We start from the raw sequence: 19829 nt of genomic DNA on the forward strand, positions 1-19829 counted from the left end.
GGACGGCGTGACGACCAACGGTCGTCACCCACCAAGGACCTGACGGCCAGCGGCCGTCACCCACCAGGATCCTGACGGCCAGCGGCCGTCACTACCGGTACCGCGGGGGCGCCCATTCTGTAGCGCCGAGCCATGCTCGGCGAGCGCAGCGGCCGGGATGGCGACCGCGCCCGGGTTTTACTTCAGCAGGCCCAACACTTCGCGGGTCATCGGATCGGTGATGTCCACCGCCTCGCCCTGCAGCGCCGGCAGCAGCTGCCCGGCGAGCTGCTTGCCCAGCTCCACGCCGAACTGGTCGAAGGCGTTGATGTTCCAGATCACCGACTGCACGTACACCGCGTGTTCGTACATCGCGATCAGCGCACCCAGCGCCTGCGGGGTCAGCGCATCGAGCAGGATCAACGTGCTCGGCCGGCCGCCGGGATAATCGCGGTGCGGATCGTCGCTGGACTGGCCATTGGCCAGCGCTTCGGTCTGCGCCAGCAGGTTGGCCAGCAGCGCCTGGTGGTTGACCGTGTAGGGATTGTCACTGCGCACGCAACCGATGAAATCGGCCGGGATCACGCTGGTGCCCTGATGCAGCGCCTGGAAGAAGCTGTGCTGTACATCGGTGCCCGCCCCGCCCCACCACACCGGCACGGTATCGCTGGCGACCGGCTGGCCATCGCGCTGCACGCGCTTGCCCAGGCTTTCCATCACCAGCTGCTGCAGGTAGGCCGGCAGCAGCGCCAGGCGCTGGTCATAGGTCATCACCGCGTGCGTGGCATGGCCCAGCACGTTGCGGTTCCAGATATCGGTCAGGGCGTGCAGCACCGGCAGGTTGCGCTCCAGCGGCGCATCCAGTGCGTGCGCGTCCATCTGCGAGGCGCCTTCCAGCAAGGCTTCGAAACGCTCGAAGCCGATTGCCAGCGCGATCGGAAAACCGACCGCCGACCACAGCGAATAGCGGCCACCGACCCAGTCCCACATCGGCAGCACGCGGCTGGAGGCGATGTCGAAGGCCTTGGCCGCACGCTCGGGGTTGGCGCTGACCGCGTACAGGCGTTCGCTGCCGCCCAGCCAGTCATGCAGGATCTGCCCGTTGAGCAGCGTCTCCTGGGTACCGAAGGTCTTGGAAATAAGGATGCCGGCAGTGCGTGCCGGATCCAGCGTGGCCAGCGTGCGCTGCATGGCGGCGCCATCCACGTTGGACACGAAATGCACGCGCAGGCAGCTGCCATCCACCGGACGCAGGGCGTCGGCAACCAGCCGCGGACCCAGGTCCGAGCCGCCGATACCCACGCTCACCACATCGGTGACGCCGCTGTTTTCCAGCGCGCGCACCAGCTCGCCCATCCGCTGGCGGACCTCGCGCGCGGTGGCATAGGCATCGGCAGCCACCGGCGCATCGACCACATCACCGCGCAGCGCGGTGTGCAGCGCGGCGCGGCCTTCGGTGAGGTTGACCTGCTCGCCGCGGAACAGGCGCGCGATGGCGCCGCCGACATCGCGTTCGGCAGCCAGCGACAACAGCGCCTGCAGCGCCGCGGCATCGTATTTCTGCCGTGCGAAATTGACGTACAACGGACCGACCCGCAGTGCCAGATCCTTTACCCGGCCGGGTTCGGCCGCGAACAGGTCGGGGATGCGCGCGCCACGCAGGCGCTGGGCATGGGAGTGAAGCGTGTCGAGTCCGTTGTTCGTTGTCATGCGGCCTGGGTCGGAATGCTGTCGTTGGTATGGGAGATCTGGTTGTTGCCGTCCACATATACCAGCTTCGGCCGGAAGCTGTCTGCTTCCTGCTCACTCATCGTGGCAAAGGCAGCGATGATGATGATGTCGCCGACCTGCACGTGACGGGCGGCGCCGCCATTGAGCGAGACCACGCCGCTGCCGGCTTCGGCACGGATGGCATAGGTGCTGAACCGGGCGCCATTGGTGACGTCCCAGATGTGCACCTGCTCGAACTCACGGATGCCCGTGGCCGCCAGCAGGTTGTCGTCGATCGCGATCGACCCTTCGTAGTTCAGCTCCGAATGGGTGACGGTGGCGCGGTGGATCTTGGTCTTCAGCAGGGACAGGTGCATGGCAGCAGGTGGTACGGGTGAGGAAAGCCGCAATTCTACCACCGGGCGGATTGGCGACAGGGCCATCCCGCGCCGGTCAGGCAGCGGTTCAGCTCCCGTCCGCCACGCACGATTCCCGCAAGCGCGATGGCGCCCCGTACGGTGAACTGGGCCTTCCATCGAGGAGTTTCCATGTTCGCCACCCTGAGCCGTGCCAATAATTTCGACCAGCTTGTCCGCCGCTTCTCCGGCCCCAGCCGGATCGGCGATGCCCCCGCAGAACCCCGGCGGAGACCGCTGCGCTCGGTTGCCGTACGCAACCGGCACCGACCGACGGCCGCGCCGCTGCAGCGCTGCGCCGAGGCGCCGGCCGCTGCGCCGGTGGAGGGCAAGGCCATGGCGAAGGCCAAGGCCACGGCCACGGCCAAGGCAAAGGATGCGCTGCAGTTTCCAGCCACCGGGATCTACGCCGCGCACCCGATGTTGCGCAGGATCGCGAACCTGGAGGCAAAGCTGGCGCAGGCGGCCTGGGCCGAAGCCGAACAGGCGGACAAGGCGAGGTCAGTGGCCAGCGGCTTCCGCTACTGCGTGTGCGGTGCTGCTCCCGTTGCGGCGACCGGCAGCGGGCAGGCCGATGCGCCGCCCGAGCCGACCAGGCTCGATCTGGAATCAACCAGGGCGATGGAGATCGCAGTGCAGATCCATGAAGCACGGATAGCCTGCGGGCAGCCGGTCTACCCTGATAGGACCTGGTACCGCGAGGGCCTGGTCCGACGGGCGCTCGAACAGCTGTAGAGAAGAGCGGTCAGGACCCCGTTTCGTAGCCTGGGTGTCAGAACTCAAGGTTGTCGATCAGCCGGGTGCTGCCCAGCCGCGCGGCGATCAGCGCCACCCGCGGCCCGCCCTCGTGAGGTGGCTCGATCAGGTCCGGCGTACGCAGCGCGGCGTAGTCCACCTGGAACCCCGCGGCCTGCAGGGCAGCGGCCGCATCGGCTTCGATGCGCTCACGCGACAGCCCGGTGATGTAGCCCTCGCGCATGCCCTGCAGCACACGATGGATGGTGGTCGAAGCCGGGCGCTGCACGCCGTCCAGGTACTGGTTGCGCGAACTCATCGCCAGGCCGTCGTCCTCGCGCACGATGTCCCCGCCGACGATCTGGATCGGGAAAGCCAGGTCGGCCACCATCTGGCGGATCACCGCAAGCTGCTGGTAGTCCTTCTTGCCGAAAGCGGCCACGTCCGGCTGCACCTGGTTGAACAGGCGCGACACTACCGTGCACACACCATCGAAGTGACCAGGACGATGCGCGCCTTCGAGCAGCCCACTGATGCCGGGCACGCTGACGTTGGCCGCCAGTTCCACGCCGAACGGATACATCGATTCCACCGTCGGCAGCCACAGCACGTCGCAGCCGGCCGCTTCCAGGCCACTGGTATCGGCCTCGGGCGTGCGCGGGTAGCGGGTGAAGTCCTCGTTCGGCCCGAACTGGGTCGGGTTGACGAACACGCTGGACACCACGCGATCAGCGTACTGCCGCGCCAGCGCGACCAGCGAATAGTGGCCTGCATGCAAGTTGCCCATGGTAGGCACCAGCGCCACGCGCAGGCCTTCGCGCTTCCAGCCGCTGACGGTCGCGCGCAGCTGGGCAAGTTCGGTAATGGTCTGGATCATGAGGCGTAGGCGTGCTCGGTGTCGGGGAAGGTGCCGTTGCGCACGGCATCGGCGTAGGCGCGGGTGGCGCCGGCTACCGAACCGCCTTCGGCAAGGAAATCCTTGACGAATTTCGGCCGGCGATGGCCGCTGTCCAGGCCCAGCATGTCATGCATCACCAGCACTTGTCCGTCGCACTGCGGGCCTGCCCCGATGCCGATGGTCGGCGCCGCAACGGCGGCGGTGACCTCGGCGGCAACCGGCGTGGGCAGGCATTCAAGCACCACCATGCTGGCACCGGCGGCGACCACGGCCTTTGCGTCGTTCACCAGCTGGCGGGCGGCATCGCCGCGGCCCTGCACGCGGTAGCCGCCCAGGCGCAGCACCGACTGCGGAGTCAGTCCAAGATGCGAGCATACCGGGATTTCGCGCTCCACCAGGTGGCGGATGATATCCAGCTTGAAGCCGGCGCCTTCGATCTTGACCATCTCCGCGCCCGCCTGCAGCAGCTGCAGCGACGCATCGAAGGCACGTTCCGGGGTGGCGTCGGCGCCAAACGGCAGGTCGGCGATCAGCAGCGCGCGCTGCACCACGCGGGCCACCGCGCCGGTGTGGTAGACCATCTCGGCCACGGTCACCGGCAGGGTCGAATCGTGCCCCTGCACGACCATGCCCAGCGAATCGCCGACCAGGATCAGATCGACCCCGTTGGCGTCGAAGGTACGGGCGAAACCGGCGTCGTAGGCGGTCAACATGACCAGCTTCTGGCCATTGCGCTTGGCCTCGGCCAGCGCCGGGACGGTCCAGGGCTTGCTGTCTGCGTGGGTGCTCATCAGGAAATAACCGGGGGTGATAACCGCCCCATTATCTCCTTATCGGCACGATCCCGCTGGCCGTTACCTGCATCACTGCATCCCGCACGCGACCCTGCCCGGGAATCACCAGGTCCGGCGCTACTTCAGCCAGCGGCACCAGCACGAACGCGCGCTGGTGCAGGTACGGATGCGGCACCTGCAGGCGCGGCAGGTCGATCACCTGGTCGCCATACAGCAGCAGGTCCAGGTCCAGCAGGCGCGGGCCCCAGTGCACGGCCGGATCACGCACCCGACCGAAGCCGGTTTCCAGCGCCAGCAGGGCGTCGAGCAAGGCCAGCGGCGGCAGGTCGGTCTGGACGCAGGCCACCGCATTGACGAACGGCGGCTGGTCCGGGTTGCCCCAGGCGGGGCTGGCATACAGCAGCGAAGCGCGGGTCAGTTCGGTACCGGCCAGGCCGTCCAGCGCCTCGATCGCCGCACTGACCGTGCTGGCGGCGTCACCGAGGTTGGCGCCCAGGCCGATCCATGCCCTGACCACGCCGCTTACTCGGCAGCCGGTGCGCCGGGGGCACCCGGGCGACGACGGCGACGACGGCGCTTGCGCGGCTCGTCGCCCACCTCTTCAGCGTCATGCGTATGCAGATCGTCCAGCGCACTTTCCAGCTCACGGCCGGACTGCTGCTGGGCTTCGCGCCAGAACGCCACGTCGCCGGCGTGTTCGCTGGAAGCCACCTGGCGCAGGATCAGGAAGTCGAACGCCGCGCGGAAACGCGGGTGGGTCAACGTGCGGAACACGCGCTTGCGCTGGCGTGAGCCAAAGCGCGCCTGCAACAGCCAGATCTCCTGCATCGGCAGCGAGAAGCGCCGCGGCAGTGCGATGGTGGTCAGCTGGTGCAGGGTCACCCGGTCAGCGGCGCGACGCTGCGCTTCTTCTTCGGCCACACCCTGCTTGAGCAGCGTGGCCTGGGTGCGGCAGAACGCTGGCCACAGCAGCAGCGCGAACAGGAACGACGGCGACACCGGCTCGTCGTTGGCCACGCGCTGGTCGGTGTTGGCCAGCCCTTCGATGAGCATGCGGCGCAGCGCGCCACTGCGGTTGGAACGCAGCGCCTTGCCACTTTCCGGGAACATCACATCGAACAGGCCGTAACGCTCCAGGCCTTCGAAGCTGGCCACGCCATGTCCGCCCAGGAAGAGCTTGAGCACTTCTTCGAACAGGCGCGCCGGGGCGGCTTCGTTGAGCAGGTTGGCAAGCTGCGGGATCGGCGCGGCGGTCTTTTCCTCGATCTGGAAACCGAGCTTGCCGGCCAGTCGCACGGCACGCAGCATGCGCACGGGGTCTTCGCGGTAGCGCTGTTCCGGATCGCCGATGAGCTTCATCAGGCGGGCCTGCACGTCCTCGAATCCGCCGGTGTAATCACGCACCGAGAAATCCTCGATCGCGTAGTACAACGCATTGCAGGTGAAGTCACGGCGGATGGCATCGTCTTCGATGGAGCCGTACACGTTGTCGCGTACCAGCATGCCGTTTTCCATCTCGCGGTCGCCGCTGCCGTCATCGATGTTGGCGCGGAAGGTGGCCACTTCGATGATCTCGCGGCCGAACACCACATGCGCCAGGCGGAAGCGTCGCCCGATCAGGCGGCAGTTGCGGAACAGCTGCTTGACCTGTTCGGGCGTGGCGTCGGTGGCCACGTCGAAGTCCTTGGGGTGGCCATTGACCAGCAGGTCGCGCACGGCGCCACCCACCAGGTAGGCGCCGAAGCCGGCATCGCGCAGGCGGTACAGCACGCGCACGGCGTTGGGGCTGATGTCCTTGCGCGAGATGGTGTGCTGGTCGCGCGGGATCACGCGCAGGCTTATCGGGGTTGTCACGGAGGGAATGATGTTGGCGCTTCCGGTTGAAGTTTCGGGATTGCCCAATGGCATCGAGATGCATATACTAGCGCGCCTGCCCCGGCAGTGACACTTCAAACGCTCCCTTCGTCTAGAGGTTAGGACGTGGCCCTCTCAAGGCTAAAACAGGGGTTCGAGTCCCCTAGGGAGCACCAGTCACTGCAGCAGGAAGCAAGAAACCCGCCATGAGCGGGTTTTTTTGTGCCTGTGCGCTGCGGGTCGAGGCCGGCCGCCGAAGGCCCGGCGCCGAAGCGCCGGACCTGCGGCACAGGTCAGCCTTCCATCTGTTCCAGTTCCTTGCCCTTGGTCTCGCGCACATAACGGAAGACGAAGAAGATCGACAGGAACGCGGCCACCGCATAGATGCTGTACGCACCGGCCAGGCCGATGCCGGCCAACAGGATCGGGAAGGTCACGGTGATGGCGAAGTTCGAGGTCCACTGCGCCGCGCCGGCCACGGCCAGCGCCGAACCGCGGATCTGGTTGGGGAACATTTCGCCCAGCATCACCCACATCACCGGGCCCCAGGACATGTTGAAGAACACCACGTAGACGTTGGCTGCGACCAGCGCCAGCCGTCCCATGCCATCGGACAACTGCAGCTTGCCATCGACCAGGCTGCCGCTGGAGAACGCCACCACCATCAACGCCAGCGACAGCGCCATGCCGACCGAGCCCACCCACAGCAGCGGCTTGCGGCCGATGCGGTCGATCAGCACCACCGTCACCAGGCACGCGCCGATGCTGAGCGCACCGGACAGCACGTTGATCAGCAATGCATCGTTTTCGGAGAAGCCCACCGCCTGCCACAGCACCGCGCCGTAGTAGAACACCACGTTGATGCCGACCAGCTGCTGCAGCACGGCCAGCCCGATGCCCACCCAGACGATGCCGCGCAGCTTGCCGGTGGCCTTGTCCTTGAGATCGGCAAACGAAGGCCGGTGCTGGTCCTGGGCCAGGCTGGACTCGATTTCACCGAGCTTGGCCTGCGCCTCCACCGCGCCGTACAAGCGCGTCAGCACCGACAAGGCGTCCGATCTGCGGCCCTTGGCCACCAGGAAGCGCGGGCTTTCCGGGATCACCAGCAGCAACGCCAGGAACAGCAGCGAAGGTATGGCCTGCATCCAGAACATCCAGCGCCATGCCTCCTGTCCCAGCCACAGCACTTCAGTGGACGCGCCGGCCGCGCGCGCCAGCAGGAAGTTGCTCAGGAAGGCTGCGAACAGGCCGCTGATGATGGCGATCTGCTGCACCGTGGCGAGCTTGCCGCGATAGCGCGCCGAGGCCACTTCGGCGATGTACGCCGGGGCCATCACGCTGGCCGCGCCGACCGCGAACCCGCCGATCACGCGCGCCGTGACAAACAGCCATGACGCGTGTGCGGCACCGGCCCCCAGCGCCGACAGCAGGAACAACACCGCCGAGATGATCAGCACGCTGCGCCGTCCCAGCAGGTCACCGAGCCGCCCGGCCAGGAACGCACCGATGGCACACCCCAGCAGCATGGAAGCCACCTCGAAGCCGAGCGCGGCTTCGCTGGAATTGAACGCACTTCGAAGGCCGTCGACGGTGCCGTTGATGACGCCACTGTCGAAGCCGAACAGGAAGCCACCAATGGTGGCCACGCAGCTGATCAGCACGATGAAGGCGGTGTTCTCGCCCTGCGTGCCGGAGGAAGCAGATATCGCTGTGGACATGGGTTTACCCGGTTGCGATGGACGCCTGCCGCTCAGCGCAGCAGGTACTGGTTGAGCAGGTTCTCATACGCTTCCTGCCGTCCGCTACGCTGGCCAGGCTCGCCGGCCTGCTGCGCGTGTGCACACAGATCCTGCAGGGTCAGCTGGCCATTGGCAAAAGCCGCACCAGCGCCACTGTCGAAGCTGGCGTAGCGCTCGCCGCGCCACCGCTCCAACGGCGACGCGGTGAGCAGGGCATGGGCGACTTCCAGTCCGCGGGCAAAGGTGTCCATGCCGCCGATGTGGGCGATGAACAGGTCCTGGGGATCGGTGGATTCGCGACGGACCTTGGCATCGAAGTTGAGCCCGCCATCACCGAAACCGCCCTGCCGCAGCACCACCAGCATCGCGCCCACCGCATCGTACAGATCGGTCGGGAACTGGTCGGTATCCCAGCCGTTCTGCGGGTTGCCGCGGTTGGCATCGATGCTGCCCAGCAGGCCGGCATCGGAGGCTACCTGCAGGTCATGGGCGAAGGTATGCCCGGACAAGGTCGCGTGGTTGGCTTCGATGTTGAGCTTGAAATCCTGGTCCAGGCCATGCGCACGCAGGAAGCCCACCACCGTGGCGCTGTCGAAATCATACTGGTGGTGCATCGGCTCCATCGGCTTGGGTTCGATCAGGAACGTGCCCTGGAAGCCGATGCTGCGCCCGTAATCGCGTGCCGCCGCGAGGAACCGCGCAAGATGGGCCTGCTCGCGTTTCATGTCGGTGTTGAGCAGGCAGGCATAGCCTTCGCGACCACCCCAGAACACATAGTTGCTGCCGCCCAGCGCCACCGTGGCATCCAGCGCCGCCTGCACCTGCACCGCAGCGCGCGCGACCACGGCGAAGTCAGGATTGGTCGCCGCGCCGTTCATGTAGCGCGGGTGCGAGAACAGGTTGGCGGTCCCCCACAGCAGCTTGACCCCGGTCTGGCGCTGGCGCTCGCCGGCGATCTCCACCATGTGGCGGAGGTTGTCACGGTACTCGCCGATGTCGTCCGCATCCGGCGCCAGGTCGACGTCATGGAAGCAGTAGTACGGCACGCCCAGCTTGGTGACGAACTCAAAGGCGGCATCGGCCTTGGCCTGCGCACGCGCCAGCGGCGTGGCGCCCTGGTCCCACGGATAGGCGCGCGTACCAGGCCCGAACGGGTCGTGCCCTGCCCCACAGAAACTGTGCCAGTACGCCACCGCGAAGCGCAGGTGCTCGGCCATGCTGCGTCCGCCGATCTGCTTGTCGGCGTCGTACACCTTGTAGGCCAGCGGATTGTCCGAGTCGCGGCCCTCGAAGGGAATACGACCGACACCGGGGAAGAACTCGCGCTGGCCAACATAGAACGAAGAACTCATGGGCAACATCCTCTGGGGGAAATCCAGGGCAGGCGCTGGCGGTACAACGGCAGCGAGGCCTGCAGGTAATGGTTGAAGCGCTGGTAGCCACGCGCATATGCGGCACCGCGGACGGGGTCGGGCTGCGCTGACAGGGCCGGGTCGAACACCACGTGCGCATCGACCAGATCGGCCAGCGGCATGCTGGCGCCAGCGCAGGCCCAAGCCGCCTGCAGTGCCGCACCGAAGGCCGCGCCTTCGGCCTGCACGGGCACTTCGACCGGCAACTGGAACAGATCGGCGATCAGCTGGCGCCAGGCGGCGCTGTTGGCGCCGCCACCGGTGAGCACCACCCGCGCACCCTGCAGGCCCGCCTCGCGCATCGCGTCATAGCCCAGCTTCAGGCTGTAGCTGGCACCCTCCATCGCGGCGCGATACAGATTGGCCGGGGACAGGTTGTGCAGGTCCACGCCGTGCAGGGCGCCCTTGGCCAGCGGCAGGTCCGGGCTGCGCTCGCCGTTGAAGAACGGCAGCAGCACCAGCCCTGCCGCGCCGGGCGCGCTGGCCTGCAGCAGCGTCTCGGCCTGGCCGTGGTGCAGGCCGAGCAGGGTGGCCGCCTGGTTGGTGGCAACCGTGCAGTTCATCGTGCAGATCAACGGCAGCCAGCCGCCATCGGAGGCACAGAACGCGGCCCAGCGCCCCTGCGGATCGATCTTCGGGCTGGCGCTCCAGGCAAACAGCGTGCCCGAGGTTCCCAGGCTCATGCTCAGGCGCCCTTCGCGCACCGCACCGGTGCCGATCGCCGCCATCATGTTGTCCCCGCCGCCGACCGCCACCCGCACCCCGGCCGGCAATCCGAGTGCATCGGCCAGGGCAGGCAGCAAAGCGAACGTGGCATCCGCGGCGACCAGCGGCGGCAGCAGCGCGGCGAGATCGCGATCCGGATCAGTCGCGGCCAGCATCGTCGGCGACCACTGCCGCGTGCGGATATCCAGCCACCCCGTGCCCGACGCATCCCCGCACTCCATGAAGCGCGCGCCGGTCAGCCACAGATTGAGGTAGTCGTGCGGCAACGCGATGCCATCCAGCGCCGTATACGCCTGCGGTCGGTGCTGCTTCGTCCAGGGCAGTTTGGAGGCGGTATAGCCCACCCGCAGCGGATTGCCGGCCGCGGCGATGCAGGCGCCTTCGCCACCGACGGCGGCCGTGATCGCATCGCACTCGGTGGTACTGCTGGTATCGCACCACAGCTTGACCGGTGCCAGCACCGAATCATCGGCCGCCAGCGCCACCAGGCCGTGCTGCTGGCCCGACACCGCCAGCCCCCTGACCCGCGCACGCACCGCGTCCGGCAGCGCCAGCACGCATTCCTGCAGCGCCCGGGTCCAGCTGGCCGCGTCCTGTTCGCGACTGCCATCATCGGCGCTGTCCAGCGCCAGCGAACGCGACTGCTGCCCCACCATCTGCCGCGCTGCCGGATCGTAAGCCAGCACCTTCAGGCTCTGCGTCCCCGCGTCGATTCCCAGATAGACCGCCCCTTCCCCGCTGTTTTCCTGCCGCACCCGCCACTCCCGTGTCGCATTGTCTACCGATGGACATCGAGTGTTGCCGCCGCTCCCTGCCTTGGCAATGTGCAGTGCATCAAATGCCACGGTCCCGGCCGCCTCCCGCCGACCATGGGTATGCCGGTCGTCCTGACCGGCACCCTTGCGGGCCGTCGCAGGCGACGTTGGCAGCGGCTCCTGCCGCTGCCTTCGGCGCTACCGCGTAATTGCAGCGCACGGAACTGTCAGGGGGTCGGGCGGTGGGGCTGGGCGGGGGCGTTGAGCGCCATGGATGGCGCGAAACGAGGCCCGCAGGAGCGGCTTCTGCCGTCCCCCGCCCAGCCCCGCCGCCCGACCCATGCACCGGCATCGTTCCAGCCAGCCGCGAGGGGCGGAACCACCGGTTCGACCACCCCCACCCCAACCTGTTCTAGAATTAGCGGCTTGAAAGACGGATCCGCCTCCCCCCATGCCCTTTGTCGTCACTGAAAACTGCATCAAGTGCAAACACACCGATTGCGTGGAAGTGTGCCCCGTGGACTGCTTCCACGAAGGCCCCAACTTCCTGGTGATCGATCCGGATGAGTGCATCGACTGCACCCTGTGTGAACCCGAATGCCCGGTCAACGCGATCTTCCCCGAAGACGACGTCCCGGCTGGACAGGAAGTATTCGTGGGGTTGAACGCCGAACTGGCGAAGGAATGGCCGGTGCTGACCGTGCGCAAGGACCCGCCTGCCGATGCCGGCGACTGGGATGGCAAGCCGGACAAACTGCCGCTGCTGGAGCGCTGAACCCCGCGCACGGCAACGAAAAAGGGCGCCTGAGGGCGCCCTTTTTCGTTGCTGCCACCAGGCCCGCCAAGGCGGGCGCGGGTTACGGAGCCAGCTTGGCCTTCAGCGCAGCGATCAGCTTGACCGGCGCATCGGCGGTAGCCGGGAGGCCGCGCGGATCGACCGCCGACACGTACGAGCCGCCGTTGACGGCAACCACGCGGACCAGGAAGTTGCTGCCTTCGAAGGCCACGTCGTAGGAACCCAGCAACTGGGCGCGGGTGGCGATGGTCAGCCCGTCGATGGCCTCCAGTGCGGTACCGACGTCGGTGAAGGCCTGGTCCTTGCCAGCGGTGACGTTGAAGCCGGACGCATTGTTGGCCGGCGCGGCCGGGGCCTGGCCCGCGGCAGCGGCCGGGGCCGGGGCCGGACGCGACGCCTGCGAGGCCAGCACCGAGCCGGTCTCACCGGTGGTGGCGGCCTTGCCGGCACCCGCCGGTGCGGTCAGGTCCGGCGGCACTTCCAGCGGGCGCATTTCCGGGGCCAGCGCGTAATCGCCGCGCGCACCCTTCTTGAAGCAGCCGGTGGTGGCCACGACGGTGCCCAGGGCAAGGATCGCGATGGACAGCACGCGGAAGGTGGAAACGGATTGACGCATGGGAATCTCCTGGAAAGCCACGAGGGGGTCAGTGGCTGGAAAGGGCTTCGAGCGCGGCGATGTCGCCGGCCAGATGCTCGGCCGCGGGCTGGTGTGCTGCCGACAGCGGCAGCAACGGCAGGCGCAGGTCATGGCCGATGCCGATCCGGCGCAACAACGCCTTGACCGGGATCGGATTGGGTTCGACACCACAGAAATCATGGAACGGCTGCAGGCGCGCGTCCCAGCTTTCGGTCGCATCATGATCGTGGGCGGCGGCAAGCTCGCACATGCGGCGGTAAGCACCTGGCAGCGCGTTGGAGCCTACCGAGATCAGGCCATCCATGCCGGCCTGGATCGAGCGCGCGGCGCTGCCGTCGTCGCCGCTGAGTACCACGAAGCCGTCGCTGCGCAGCGCCAGCAGGGCCTTTACCCGGCCGTTGTCGCCCACCGCTTCCTTGATGCCGACGATGTTCGGATGGCCCGCCAGTTCGGCCACGGTTTCCGGCAGCATGTCGCAGCCGGTGCGGCCGGGCACGTTGTACAGCACCACCGGCAGGCCGCCGTTGTCGGCCACGGCGCGGTAATGCGCGATCAGCCCGGCCTGGGTCGGACGCACGTAGGGCGGGGTCACCACCAGCGCGTGGGTCGCCCCGGCCGCGGCGGCGCGGCGGGTCTGTTCGATGGTCTTGGCGGTGCCGGACAAGCCGGTACCGGCCAGTACCGGCACGCGGCCGGCGATGCGCTCGACCGCACTGGCCAGCAGCTGGTCGTACTCCGTATCGGACAGGGTGGCCGCTTCGCCGGTGGAGCCCGCCACGACCACGCCGTGCACGCCTCCTTCCAGCTGCAGGTGCAGCAGGCGCTGCCAACCATCGGTGTCGAGGGAGCCGTCGGCCCGGAAGGGGGTCGCCAGCGCGGTGATGAGGCCGGAAAGGGACAAGGCGTGCTGCTCGTGGCTGTAGGGGGGAGAAACCGGACGGCAGGGAGCACCGGCCGCCCTGCATGTTACTTGCGGCGCGAAAGCGCGGGCAAGTATGCTGGACGCCGGTGAATCCCCGCCCGTTGGGGGCATTCAGACTCACGCACGCATTACCCGGAATCGCCTTGACCGACACCACTCCGCGCCCTTCGCCCAGCGAAAACCATCTCCTGATCAACGCCTATACGACGCATCCGGAGTCCCCCCTGCTGCCCGTCACCCGCCGCATCGCTGACAGCGGCTGCAATCTGGTGGACGCACGCCTGTCCACGGTGGGCCGCGATGTTTCGGTCACCGCGCTGGCGACCGGCTCCTGGGATTCGGTGGCCAAACTGGAGGCCATGCTGACCCGTCTGGAGCGCGAAGAAGGCCTCAAGCTGGTCTGGTACCGCACCGAAGCCAAGCAGGCGCAGTCCAACCTGCTGCCCTACATCGTGGAAGTGATCGCCGCCGACAAGCCGGGGATCCTGTTCCAGCTGGCCGATTTCTTCGACCGCCAGGGCATCACCATCGAGAGCCTGCAGAGCACCCGCTACCGCGCGATGCAGACCGGCGCGGAAATGTTCAGCGCGCAGGTCACCATCGGCGTACCGGCGAACATGCACATCGCCGCGCTGCGCGATGATTTCCTTGAGTTCTGCGACCACCTGAACCTGGACGCGATCATGGATCCGATGAAATTCTGACGGTTTTTCGCACGTCCGTCACGGGCGTGCGATGTTTCATGAAGCGGTAGCGTCGAGCGTGCTCGATGTACGCTCCACCCAGGCTCTGCAAGGACCCCATGAACAACGGCGACACCCTGGACCGCACCACCCTGTCCCTCCCGCTGGCACTGTCCGGCGGTGCCCACGCCACTCTCGGCGACTTCGCCGGCCAATGGCTGGTGCTGTATTTCTACCCGAAGGACAGCACCCCGGGCTGCACCACCGAAGGCCTCGATTTCAATGCCCTGCTGCCTCAGTTCGAGCAGGCCGGCGCGGTGGTCCTCGGTGTTTCGCGCGACTCAGTGAAATCGCACGACAATTTCTGCGCCAAGCAGGGTTTCCGCTTCCCGCTTGTCAGTGACAGCGATGAGGCGCTGTGCAGCGCCTTCGACGTGATCAAGCTGAAGAGCATGTACGGCAAGCAGGTGCGCGGCATTGAACGCAGCACCTTCCTGGTCTCACCGGAAAGCCGCATCGTGCAGTCCTGGCGCAAGCTCAAGGTCGCCGGCCATGCCGATGCGGTGCTCCACGCACTGAAGGCCGCCCAGGCACAGTGACTCCCATCGCCTACTTCGTCCGCCACCTCCCTGCCCACGTGCAGGCCGGGGTGGTTTTCCCCTGCCCGTCCACCAGGAACCGATGATGACCCGAGGCAAGCGCATCTACGTGCTGGATACCAACGTGCTGATGCACGATCCCACCGCGCTGTTCAAATTCGAGGAGCACGATGTCTACCTGCCGATGCAGGTGATCGAAGAACTGGACAATGGCAAGAAGGGCACCTCCGAAGCGAGCCGCAACGCCCGCCAGGTAAGCCGTTTCCTCAATGAACTGGTACAGGCGTCCGGGCTGGACAACCTGGCCGAAGGGATCCCGCTGCAGCGACCGAACGGCCTGCAGCTGCGCGGCATCCACAGCGCCGGCAAGCTGCGCTTCCAGACCAGCCACTTCGACGCCGGCAAGAGCTTCGGCAAGGTCATCCCGGACAACGCCATCCTCGGCGCGATCCTCGCCCTGCAGGAGGAATCACCGGACGTGCCGGTGGTGTTCGTTTCCAAGGACATCAACCTGCGGATCAAGGCGGCCATCGCCGGGATCGTGTCCGAAGACTACGAGAACGACCGCGCGCTGGATGATTTCAGCCTGCTGTATACCGGCGCCACCGAACTGCCGGAAGACTTCTGGAAGCGCCACGCAAACGACCTGCGCAGCTGGAGCGACAAGGGACGTTCGCATTACGAAGTGGAAGCGCACGAAGACGAGGACTGGTATCCCAACCAGTACGTCTACCTGCCCGGCGAGGACGAGGTGGAGCTGCGCGTCAGCAAGGTCACCGGCGACACGGTCAACCTGGCGCTGGTCGATGATTTCCGCCATGGCAGCCATGCGGTGTGGGGCATCAGCGCGCGCAACCGCGAACAGAACTTCGCGCTCAATGCCCTGATGGATCCGGACATCGATTTCGTCACCCTGCTCGGTACCGCCGGCACCGGCAAGACCCTGCTGGCACTGGCTGCCGGCCTGGCGCAGACCCTGGACCAGCAGCGCTACCGCGAAATCATCATGACCCGTGCCACGGTCAGCGTCGGCGAGGACATCGGCTTCCTGCCCGGTACCGAAGAAGAAAAGATGACGCCGTGGATGGGCGCGCTGACCGACAACCTGGAAGTGCTGACCCAGCCGCAGGAAGGAGGCTCGTGGGGCCGTGCCGCGACCAACGACCTGCTGGCCAGCCGGATCAAGATCCGTTCGATGAACTTCATGCGCGGGCGCACGTTCCTGTCGCGCTACTTGATCCTGGACGAAGCACAGAACCTCACCCCGAAGCAGATGAAGACCCTGATCACCCGCGCCGGCCCCGGTACCAAGATCGTCTGCCTGGGCAACGTGGAACAGATCGATACGCCCTACCTGACCGAAACCACGTCCGGCCTGACCTACGCGGTGGACCGCTTCAAGAACTGGCCGCACAGCGCGCACATCACGCTGCGCCGGGGCGAACGTTCGCGCCTGGCCGACTACGCCTCGGAGGTGTTGTGAACCGATTGACGCATGTGTTGTTGCCACTGGCTGCCGGTGCCCTGCTGGGCGCCTGCAGCACCGTGCAGGGTCCGCCCAGCATTCCCACGGCGGTCAAGACCGGACAGTCCTGGGTGGTGACCCGCCCGGTGGTCGCCGCGCAGGTGCTGGATACCTGCTCGCGCCCCAGCCCGGGCCGCGATGCCGGCCGGGTGACCGGTTACTGGGCGCCCAGCCGCGTGCAGATCGAACAGCTGGAGGCGCAGCTGCCGCAGCTTGCAGGCCAGGTCAGCGCACCGCAGGACTTCGACCGGCAGTACGTGGGGATCGAGGCCGACGGCCGCGAGCTGATCTACGTCAATGCCTTCAAGCTGCCTGATGGCAGCGGCCTCAACCCGGCACGCGAGGCGATGCGCGCCTGCGATGGCGGGTCGATGTTCTGGGGCGCGGTGTTCGATCCGGAACTCGGCACGTTCTCCGAGTTCCATGCCAACGGCGGCAAACAGGGCTAGCGGCAGATGCTATCGAGCAGGCGGGCATGGCGGGGCCCTACAATCGGCCCATGAGCCCGAACACGCCCGCTTCCGCCCTCACCATCGCCGGATCCGATTCCGGCGGTGGTGCCGGCATCCAGGCCGACCTGAAAGCCTTCGCCGCGCATCGCGTGCATGGCCTTTCGGCGATCGCCGCGCTGACCGCGCAGAACACCCGCGGCGTTACCGCCGTGCATGTGCCACCGATCGATTTCCTGCAGGCGCAGATCGCCGCCTGCTTCGACGATTTCGACGTGCATGCAGTCAAACTGGGCATGCTGGCCAACGCCGAGGTGATCCACTGCGTGGCCGATGCACTGGAGAAACACCGCCCGCCGCACATCGTGCTGGACCCGGTGATGATCGCCACCAGCGGCGCGCGCCTGCTGGAAGACAGCGCGCTGGATGCGCTGCGTACGCGCCTGCTGCCGCTGGCCACGCTGGTCACCCCGAACACCCCGGAAGCCGAGCTGCTGGCCGGCCGGCGCATCCTCGACGGCGATGATGCCGAACACGCCGCGGCCATGCTGCTGGACTTCGGTGCGGGCGCGGTGCTGCTCAAGGGCGGCCACCTGCACGAGGGAAACCGGGTCATCGACCGCTTCTTCGACGGCGTGAGCAGCGAGACCTTCATCCATGCCCGGCTGCCGGTGGACGCGCACGGCACCGGCTGTACGCTGGCATCGGCGATCGCCGCCCAGCTGTGCAACGGGCTGAGCCTGGCCAACGCCTGCGAGGCCGCCATCGATTACGTGGCGCGCGGCATGCAGCAGGGCTATACGCCCGGCCGCAGCACGGTGCTGGTGCTGGACCACTTCGGCGCTGCGTCCCACGCATGACCCTGGACGCGCACAGCACGCCGCTGCAGGCCGCCGACGGACACGCCTTCGCCCTGCTGCACTGTCTGCCCGCGCAGCCGGCAGCGCGCCTGCTGTGGCTGCCTGCGCTGGGCGTGGCCGCGCGCCACTACCTGCCGTTGGCCCAGGCGCTGGCTGCGCAGGGCATCGCGGTATACCTGCATGAGTGGCGCGGCAACGGCAGCAGTTCGCTGCGGCCTTCGCGCATGCAGGATTGGGGCTACCGGGAAATCCTCGAACAGGACCTGCCGGCCAGCCAACAGCTGCTGTTCCAGCATGACCAGCAAGACCGCGTGCTGCCGTGGATCGTAGGCGGCCACAGCCTGGGCGGGCAGTTGGCGTGCCTGCATGCCGGGCGTTTCCCCGCCGATTTCCAGCATCTGTGGCTGGTGGCCAGCGGAACGCCGTGGTGGCGCAGCTTCCCTGCCCCGCGCGGCTGGTTGCTGCCACTGGCCTACCGCTTCCTGCCGTGGCTGGCGCGACGCAACGGCGTGCTGCCAGGCCGCCGACTCGGCTTTGGCGGCAATGAAGCACGCGGCCTGATCCATGACTGGTCGCGCGTGGGGCTGTGCAACCGCTATGCCGCCGCAGGCATGGCCGAGGACCTCGAAAGCCAGCTGCGGCTCGTGCAGGGACAGGCGCGCGCCGTGCTGATGGTCGATGACTGGCTGGCGCCCATGGGATCGATGAAGGCCCTGCTGGCCAAGCTGCCCAACGTGCAGGTGACGACCTCCGTGCTGGATGCCGCCATGCTGCGTACGCGTGCCGACCACTTCCACTGGATGAAGGCGCCGCAGGCGGTTGCACAGGCGCTGTTGCGTTCATTTGACTGAAATTCTTCACAAAGGCGTTGACGGATGCAGCGGTAATCCGCATAATTCCGCTCCTGTTGCAGGGCGCCCGTAGCTCAGTTGGATAGAGTACCTGGCTACGAACCAGGCGGTCGGGAGTTCGAATCTCTCCGGGCGCACCATCAACAGGAACACCAACCCGCCGTTGGTGTGAGTAACAGGAAAATCGCTGTCACATGCGCCCGTAGCTCAGTTGGATAGAGTACCTGGCTACGAACCAGGCGGTCGGGAGTTCGAATCTCTCCGGGCGCACCAGTGACGCGATCATCAACGCCGCCGTTGATGCAGCAGTAGAAGGCAGTACACCGTGCGCCCGTAGCTCAGTTGGATAGAGTACCTGGCTACGAACCAGGCGGTCGGGAGTTCGAATCTCTCCGGGCGCACCACTATTCGAAGAAACAGCAGGCCTCGGCCTGCTGTTTTTTTTTGCATGCGCCACCTACCGCTGCGCTCGCCGACCATGGGTCGGCGCTACCGGGGTCACTGCATCGCGTGCCACCAGGCCTCCAGCGTGCCCGGCGTGCGTAGCCGTTCGCGCCACCAGCGCAGGGCCGCGCCATCTTCGCCCGTGCGCCATGCCAGCCAGAACGTTTCCTCCGGCTTGTGCTCTTCGACCTCACGGATCACCAGTTCACCCCGGTCCACCGCTGCACGCGCGCACGGCGCCGGCAGGAAACCAAAGCCGATGCCCTCGCGCTGCAGCCGCAGCTTGCTGGCCATGTCCGGCACGCTGAGGGTTTCCTGCCCCATCAGCAGGCCAACGGTGCGCGGCAACAGCCGACGCGCCGAATCAGAAACGGCGATCGCACAATGCTCCACCAGCTGCTCGCGACGCAGCACCCCAGGCACCGCGGCCAGCGGATGGCCCGGCGCGATCGCGAACACGAATTCGACGCTGCCCAGCGGTTCCACCACGTAGCCCCCGCCGCTGGGGCCCTCGCCCGCCGCGCCCACCAGCAGGTCCGCGCGACGATCCAGCAGCGCTTCCCAGGTGCCCGACAGGGCCTCGCCGATCAGCCGCAGGCGGGTCTGCGCCGCGACGTCACGGAAAGCCCGGATATCCGGGCCCAGCAACCAGGTCGGGAACATCGAATCCACCGCCAGGGTCAGTTCGGCCTCCCAGCCAGAGGCTACCCGGCGTACCCGCAGCTCCAGCTCGCGCGCCGCCCGCAACAGGTGCCTGCCCTCATCCAGCAGCGCCCGGCCGGCCGGTGTCATCTCTGCACGCGGCCCGACCCGGTCGAACAACTGCACGCCCAGATCCTCTTCCAGCTTGGCCACTGTGTAGGAAATGGTCGAGGGCACCTTGTGCAGCGCCTTGCCGGCCGCAGCGAACGAGCCGCGGCGGTCGATGGCATCCAGGATCTGCAGGGCGTCGAGGCTGAGCTTGAGCATTCGAAAATTTCGATGATGGCTTGCGAAACTATCCGTTTTTCAAAGCGCGAGGGCAAGCGGATACTTCTCCGCAACG

The 19829-nt window shown here is 67.1% G+C and carries 20 protein-coding genes and 4 tRNA genes; 12 read left to right on the top strand and 12 right to left on the bottom strand.

Features of this window, described 5'->3' with window-relative positions; all coding sequences use genetic code 11:
• Positions 1–177: 177 nt before the first annotated feature.
• Positions 178–1689: a glucose-6-phosphate isomerase gene (pgi, locus tag SOM47_RS01900; protein ID WP_320504613.1), complete on the bottom strand. Its 1512-nt coding sequence runs from the start codon at positions 1687–1689 to the stop codon at positions 178–180.
• Entirely contained in the window at positions 1686–2066 is a 381-nt protein-coding gene (panD, locus tag SOM47_RS01905) for an aspartate 1-decarboxylase (RefSeq protein ID WP_042614028.1), read from the bottom strand. The genes pgi and panD overlap by 4 nt, the downstream gene beginning before the upstream one ends.
• A 171-nt stretch (positions 2067–2237) precedes the next feature.
• Between panD and SOM47_RS01910 the strand changes: the two genes are divergently transcribed.
• Entirely contained in the window at positions 2238–2840 is a 603-nt protein-coding gene (locus tag SOM47_RS01910; protein ID WP_320504614.1) for a hypothetical protein, read from the top strand.
• A gap of 37 nt (positions 2841–2877) precedes the next feature.
• Here the strand turns inward: SOM47_RS01910 and panC are convergent, their stop codons facing one another.
• The 4 genes from panC to pcnB are packed head-to-tail and all read right to left on the bottom strand — an operon-like array spanning position 2878 to position 6434.
• On the bottom strand, positions 2878–3717 hold the full coding sequence (panC, locus tag SOM47_RS01915) for a pantoate--beta-alanine ligase (RefSeq protein ID WP_042614030.1): 840 nt from the start codon (positions 3715–3717) through the stop codon (positions 2878–2880).
• Positions 3714–4529 carry a 3-methyl-2-oxobutanoate hydroxymethyltransferase gene (gene panB / locus SOM47_RS01920; protein ID WP_320504615.1) on the bottom strand — a complete coding sequence of 272 codons (816 nt, stop codon included), beginning with the start codon at positions 4527–4529 and terminating at the stop codon, positions 3714–3716. The genes panC and panB overlap by 4 nt, the downstream gene beginning before the upstream one ends.
• A 31-nt stretch (positions 4530–4560) precedes the next feature.
• The gene (gene folK / locus SOM47_RS01925) at positions 4561–5049 is read right to left on the bottom strand and encodes a 2-amino-4-hydroxy-6-hydroxymethyldihydropteridine diphosphokinase (protein ID WP_042614032.1); all 489 of its coding nucleotides are present in this window, start codon (positions 5047–5049) and stop codon (positions 4561–4563) included.
• 5 nt (positions 5050–5054) lie between these two features.
• Positions 5055–6434 carry a polynucleotide adenylyltransferase PcnB gene (gene pcnB / locus SOM47_RS01930; protein ID WP_320505046.1) on the bottom strand — a complete coding sequence of 460 codons (1380 nt, stop codon included), beginning with the start codon at positions 6432–6434 and terminating at the stop codon, positions 5055–5057.
• Positions 6435–6487: 53 nt separating this feature from the next.
• Here pcnB and SOM47_RS01935 point away from each other — a divergent pair.
• Positions 6488–6562, top strand: a tRNA-Glu gene (locus SOM47_RS01935).
• A 117-nt stretch (positions 6563–6679) separates the two neighbouring features.
• Here SOM47_RS01935 and SOM47_RS01940 read toward each other — a convergent pair.
• The 3 genes from SOM47_RS01940 to xylB are packed head-to-tail and all read right to left on the bottom strand — an operon-like array spanning position 6680 to position 11018.
• The gene (locus tag SOM47_RS01940; protein WP_042614033.1) at positions 6680–8104 is read right to left on the bottom strand and encodes a sugar porter family MFS transporter; all 1425 of its coding nucleotides are present in this window, start codon (positions 8102–8104) and stop codon (positions 6680–6682) included.
• 32 nt (positions 8105–8136) lie between these two features.
• On the bottom strand, positions 8137–9477 hold the full coding sequence (gene xylA, locus SOM47_RS01945) for a xylose isomerase (protein WP_042614034.1): 1341 nt from the start codon (positions 9475–9477) through the stop codon (positions 8137–8139).
• A complete protein-coding gene (gene xylB / locus SOM47_RS01950; RefSeq protein WP_320504616.1) occupies positions 9474–11018 on the bottom strand; it encodes a xylulokinase in 1545 nt (514 codons plus the stop codon). Before xylB ends, xylA begins: the two co-directional genes overlap by 4 nt.
• A gap of 451 nt (positions 11019–11469) precedes the next feature.
• Here xylB and fdxA point away from each other — a divergent pair, with 451 nt between their 5' ends.
• A complete protein-coding gene (gene fdxA, locus SOM47_RS01955; protein ID WP_042615187.1) occupies positions 11470–11793 on the top strand; it encodes a ferredoxin FdxA in 324 nt (107 codons plus the stop codon).
• Positions 11794–11875: 82 nt separating this feature from the next.
• Here the strand turns inward: fdxA and SOM47_RS01960 are convergent, their stop codons facing one another.
• Together SOM47_RS01960 and dapA are read right to left on the bottom strand one after the other, a co-directional pair.
• Complete coding sequence (locus SOM47_RS01960; protein WP_320504617.1) at positions 11876–12430, bottom strand: hypothetical protein; 555 nt, start codon at positions 12428–12430, stop codon at positions 11876–11878.
• Positions 12431–12458: 28 nt separating this feature from the next.
• Positions 12459–13352 carry a 4-hydroxy-tetrahydrodipicolinate synthase gene (gene dapA, locus SOM47_RS01965; RefSeq protein ID WP_192083831.1) on the bottom strand — a complete coding sequence of 298 codons (894 nt, stop codon included), beginning with the start codon at positions 13350–13352 and terminating at the stop codon, positions 12459–12461.
• Between the two features lie 164 nt (positions 13353–13516).
• Between dapA and SOM47_RS01970 the strand changes: the two genes are divergently transcribed.
• From SOM47_RS01970 to SOM47_RS02010, 9 genes are all read left to right on the top strand, one after another.
• The gene (locus SOM47_RS01970) at positions 13517–14077 is read left to right on the top strand and encodes a glycine cleavage system transcriptional repressor (RefSeq protein ID WP_042615184.1); all 561 of its coding nucleotides are present in this window, start codon (positions 13517–13519) and stop codon (positions 14075–14077) included.
• 98 nt (positions 14078–14175) lie between these two features.
• Positions 14176–14655, top strand: coding sequence for a peroxiredoxin (locus SOM47_RS01975; protein ID WP_320504618.1), 480 nt, complete (start codon positions 14176–14178; stop codon positions 14653–14655).
• Between the two features lie 85 nt (positions 14656–14740).
• Positions 14741–16138, top strand: a complete 1398-nt coding sequence (locus SOM47_RS01980) for a PhoH family protein (RefSeq protein WP_042615182.1) — start codon at positions 14741–14743, stop codon at positions 16136–16138.
• Entirely contained in the window at positions 16135–16629 is a 495-nt protein-coding gene (locus tag SOM47_RS01985) for a hypothetical protein (protein ID WP_192083833.1), read from the top strand. Before SOM47_RS01980 ends, SOM47_RS01985 begins: the two co-directional genes overlap by 4 nt.
• Positions 16630–16679: 50 nt before the next feature.
• On the top strand, positions 16680–17489 hold the full coding sequence (gene thiD, locus SOM47_RS01990) for a bifunctional hydroxymethylpyrimidine kinase/phosphomethylpyrimidine kinase (protein ID WP_320504619.1): 810 nt from the start codon (positions 16680–16682) through the stop codon (positions 17487–17489).
• Complete coding sequence (locus SOM47_RS01995) at positions 17486–18340, top strand: alpha/beta hydrolase family protein (protein WP_320504620.1); 855 nt, start codon at positions 17486–17488, stop codon at positions 18338–18340. Before thiD ends, SOM47_RS01995 begins: the two co-directional genes overlap by 4 nt.
• Positions 18341–18403: 63 nt before the next feature.
• Positions 18404–18480: transfer RNA gene (locus SOM47_RS02000), tRNA-Arg, on the top strand.
• 56 nt (positions 18481–18536) lie between these two features.
• Positions 18537–18613, top strand: a tRNA-Arg gene (locus tag SOM47_RS02005).
• Between the two features lie 54 nt (positions 18614–18667).
• Positions 18668–18744: transfer RNA gene (locus tag SOM47_RS02010), tRNA-Arg, on the top strand.
• A gap of 94 nt (positions 18745–18838) precedes the next feature.
• On the opposite strand, the gene SOM47_RS02015 is transcribed toward SOM47_RS02010, so the two are convergent.
• Positions 18839–19753, bottom strand: a complete 915-nt coding sequence (locus SOM47_RS02015; protein ID WP_320504621.1) for a LysR family transcriptional regulator — start codon at positions 19751–19753, stop codon at positions 18839–18841.
• Positions 19754–19829: the final 76 nt, after the last annotated feature.

The organism is Stenotrophomonas sp. CFBP8980 (assembly GCF_034046095.1).
Classification (GTDB): Bacteria; Pseudomonadota; Gammaproteobacteria; order Xanthomonadales; family Xanthomonadaceae; genus Stenotrophomonas; species Stenotrophomonas lacuserhaii.

Bases quoted from the DNA above. Each gene is read 5' to 3' on its own strand.
- SOM47_RS01995 (WP_320504620.1), top strand. From the start codon at position 17,486: ATGACCCTGGACGCGCACAGCACGCCGCTGCAGGCCGCCGACGGACAC.
- panC (WP_042614030.1), bottom strand. From the start codon at position 3,717: ATGATCCAGACCATTACCGAACTTGCCCAGCTGCGCGCGACCGTCAGC.
- SOM47_RS01975 (WP_320504618.1), top strand. From the start codon at position 14,176: ATGAACAACGGCGACACCCTGGACCGCACCACCCTGTCCCTCCCGCTG.
- SOM47_RS01910 (WP_320504614.1), top strand. From the start codon at position 2,238: ATGTTCGCCACCCTGAGCCGTGCCAATAATTTCGACCAGCTTGTCCGC.
- SOM47_RS01960 (WP_320504617.1), bottom strand. From the start codon at position 12,430: ATGCGTCAATCCGTTTCCACCTTCCGCGTGCTGTCCATCGCGATCCTT.
- fdxA (WP_042615187.1), top strand. From the start codon at position 11,470: ATGCCCTTTGTCGTCACTGAAAACTGCATCAAGTGCAAACACACCGAT.
- thiD (WP_320504619.1), top strand. From the start codon at position 16,680: ATGAGCCCGAACACGCCCGCTTCCGCCCTCACCATCGCCGGATCCGAT.
- xylA (WP_042614034.1), bottom strand. From the start codon at position 9,477: ATGAGTTCTTCGTTCTATGTTGGCCAGCGCGAGTTCTTCCCCGGTGTC.
- SOM47_RS02015 (WP_320504621.1), bottom strand. From the start codon at position 19,753: ATGCTCAAGCTCAGCCTCGACGCCCTGCAGATCCTGGATGCCATCGAC.
- SOM47_RS01940 (WP_042614033.1), bottom strand. From the start codon at position 8,104: ATGTCCACAGCGATATCTGCTTCCTCCGGCACGCAGGGCGAGAACACC.
- SOM47_RS01980 (WP_042615182.1), top strand. From the start codon at position 14,741: ATGACCCGAGGCAAGCGCATCTACGTGCTGGATACCAACGTGCTGATG.
- panB (WP_320504615.1), bottom strand. From the start codon at position 4,529: ATGAGCACCCACGCAGACAGCAAGCCCTGGACCGTCCCGGCGCTGGCC.
- panD (WP_042614028.1), bottom strand. From the start codon at position 2,066: ATGCACCTGTCCCTGCTGAAGACCAAGATCCACCGCGCCACCGTCACC.
- pgi (WP_320504613.1), bottom strand. From the start codon at position 1,689: ATGACAACGAACAACGGACTCGACACGCTTCACTCCCATGCCCAGCGC.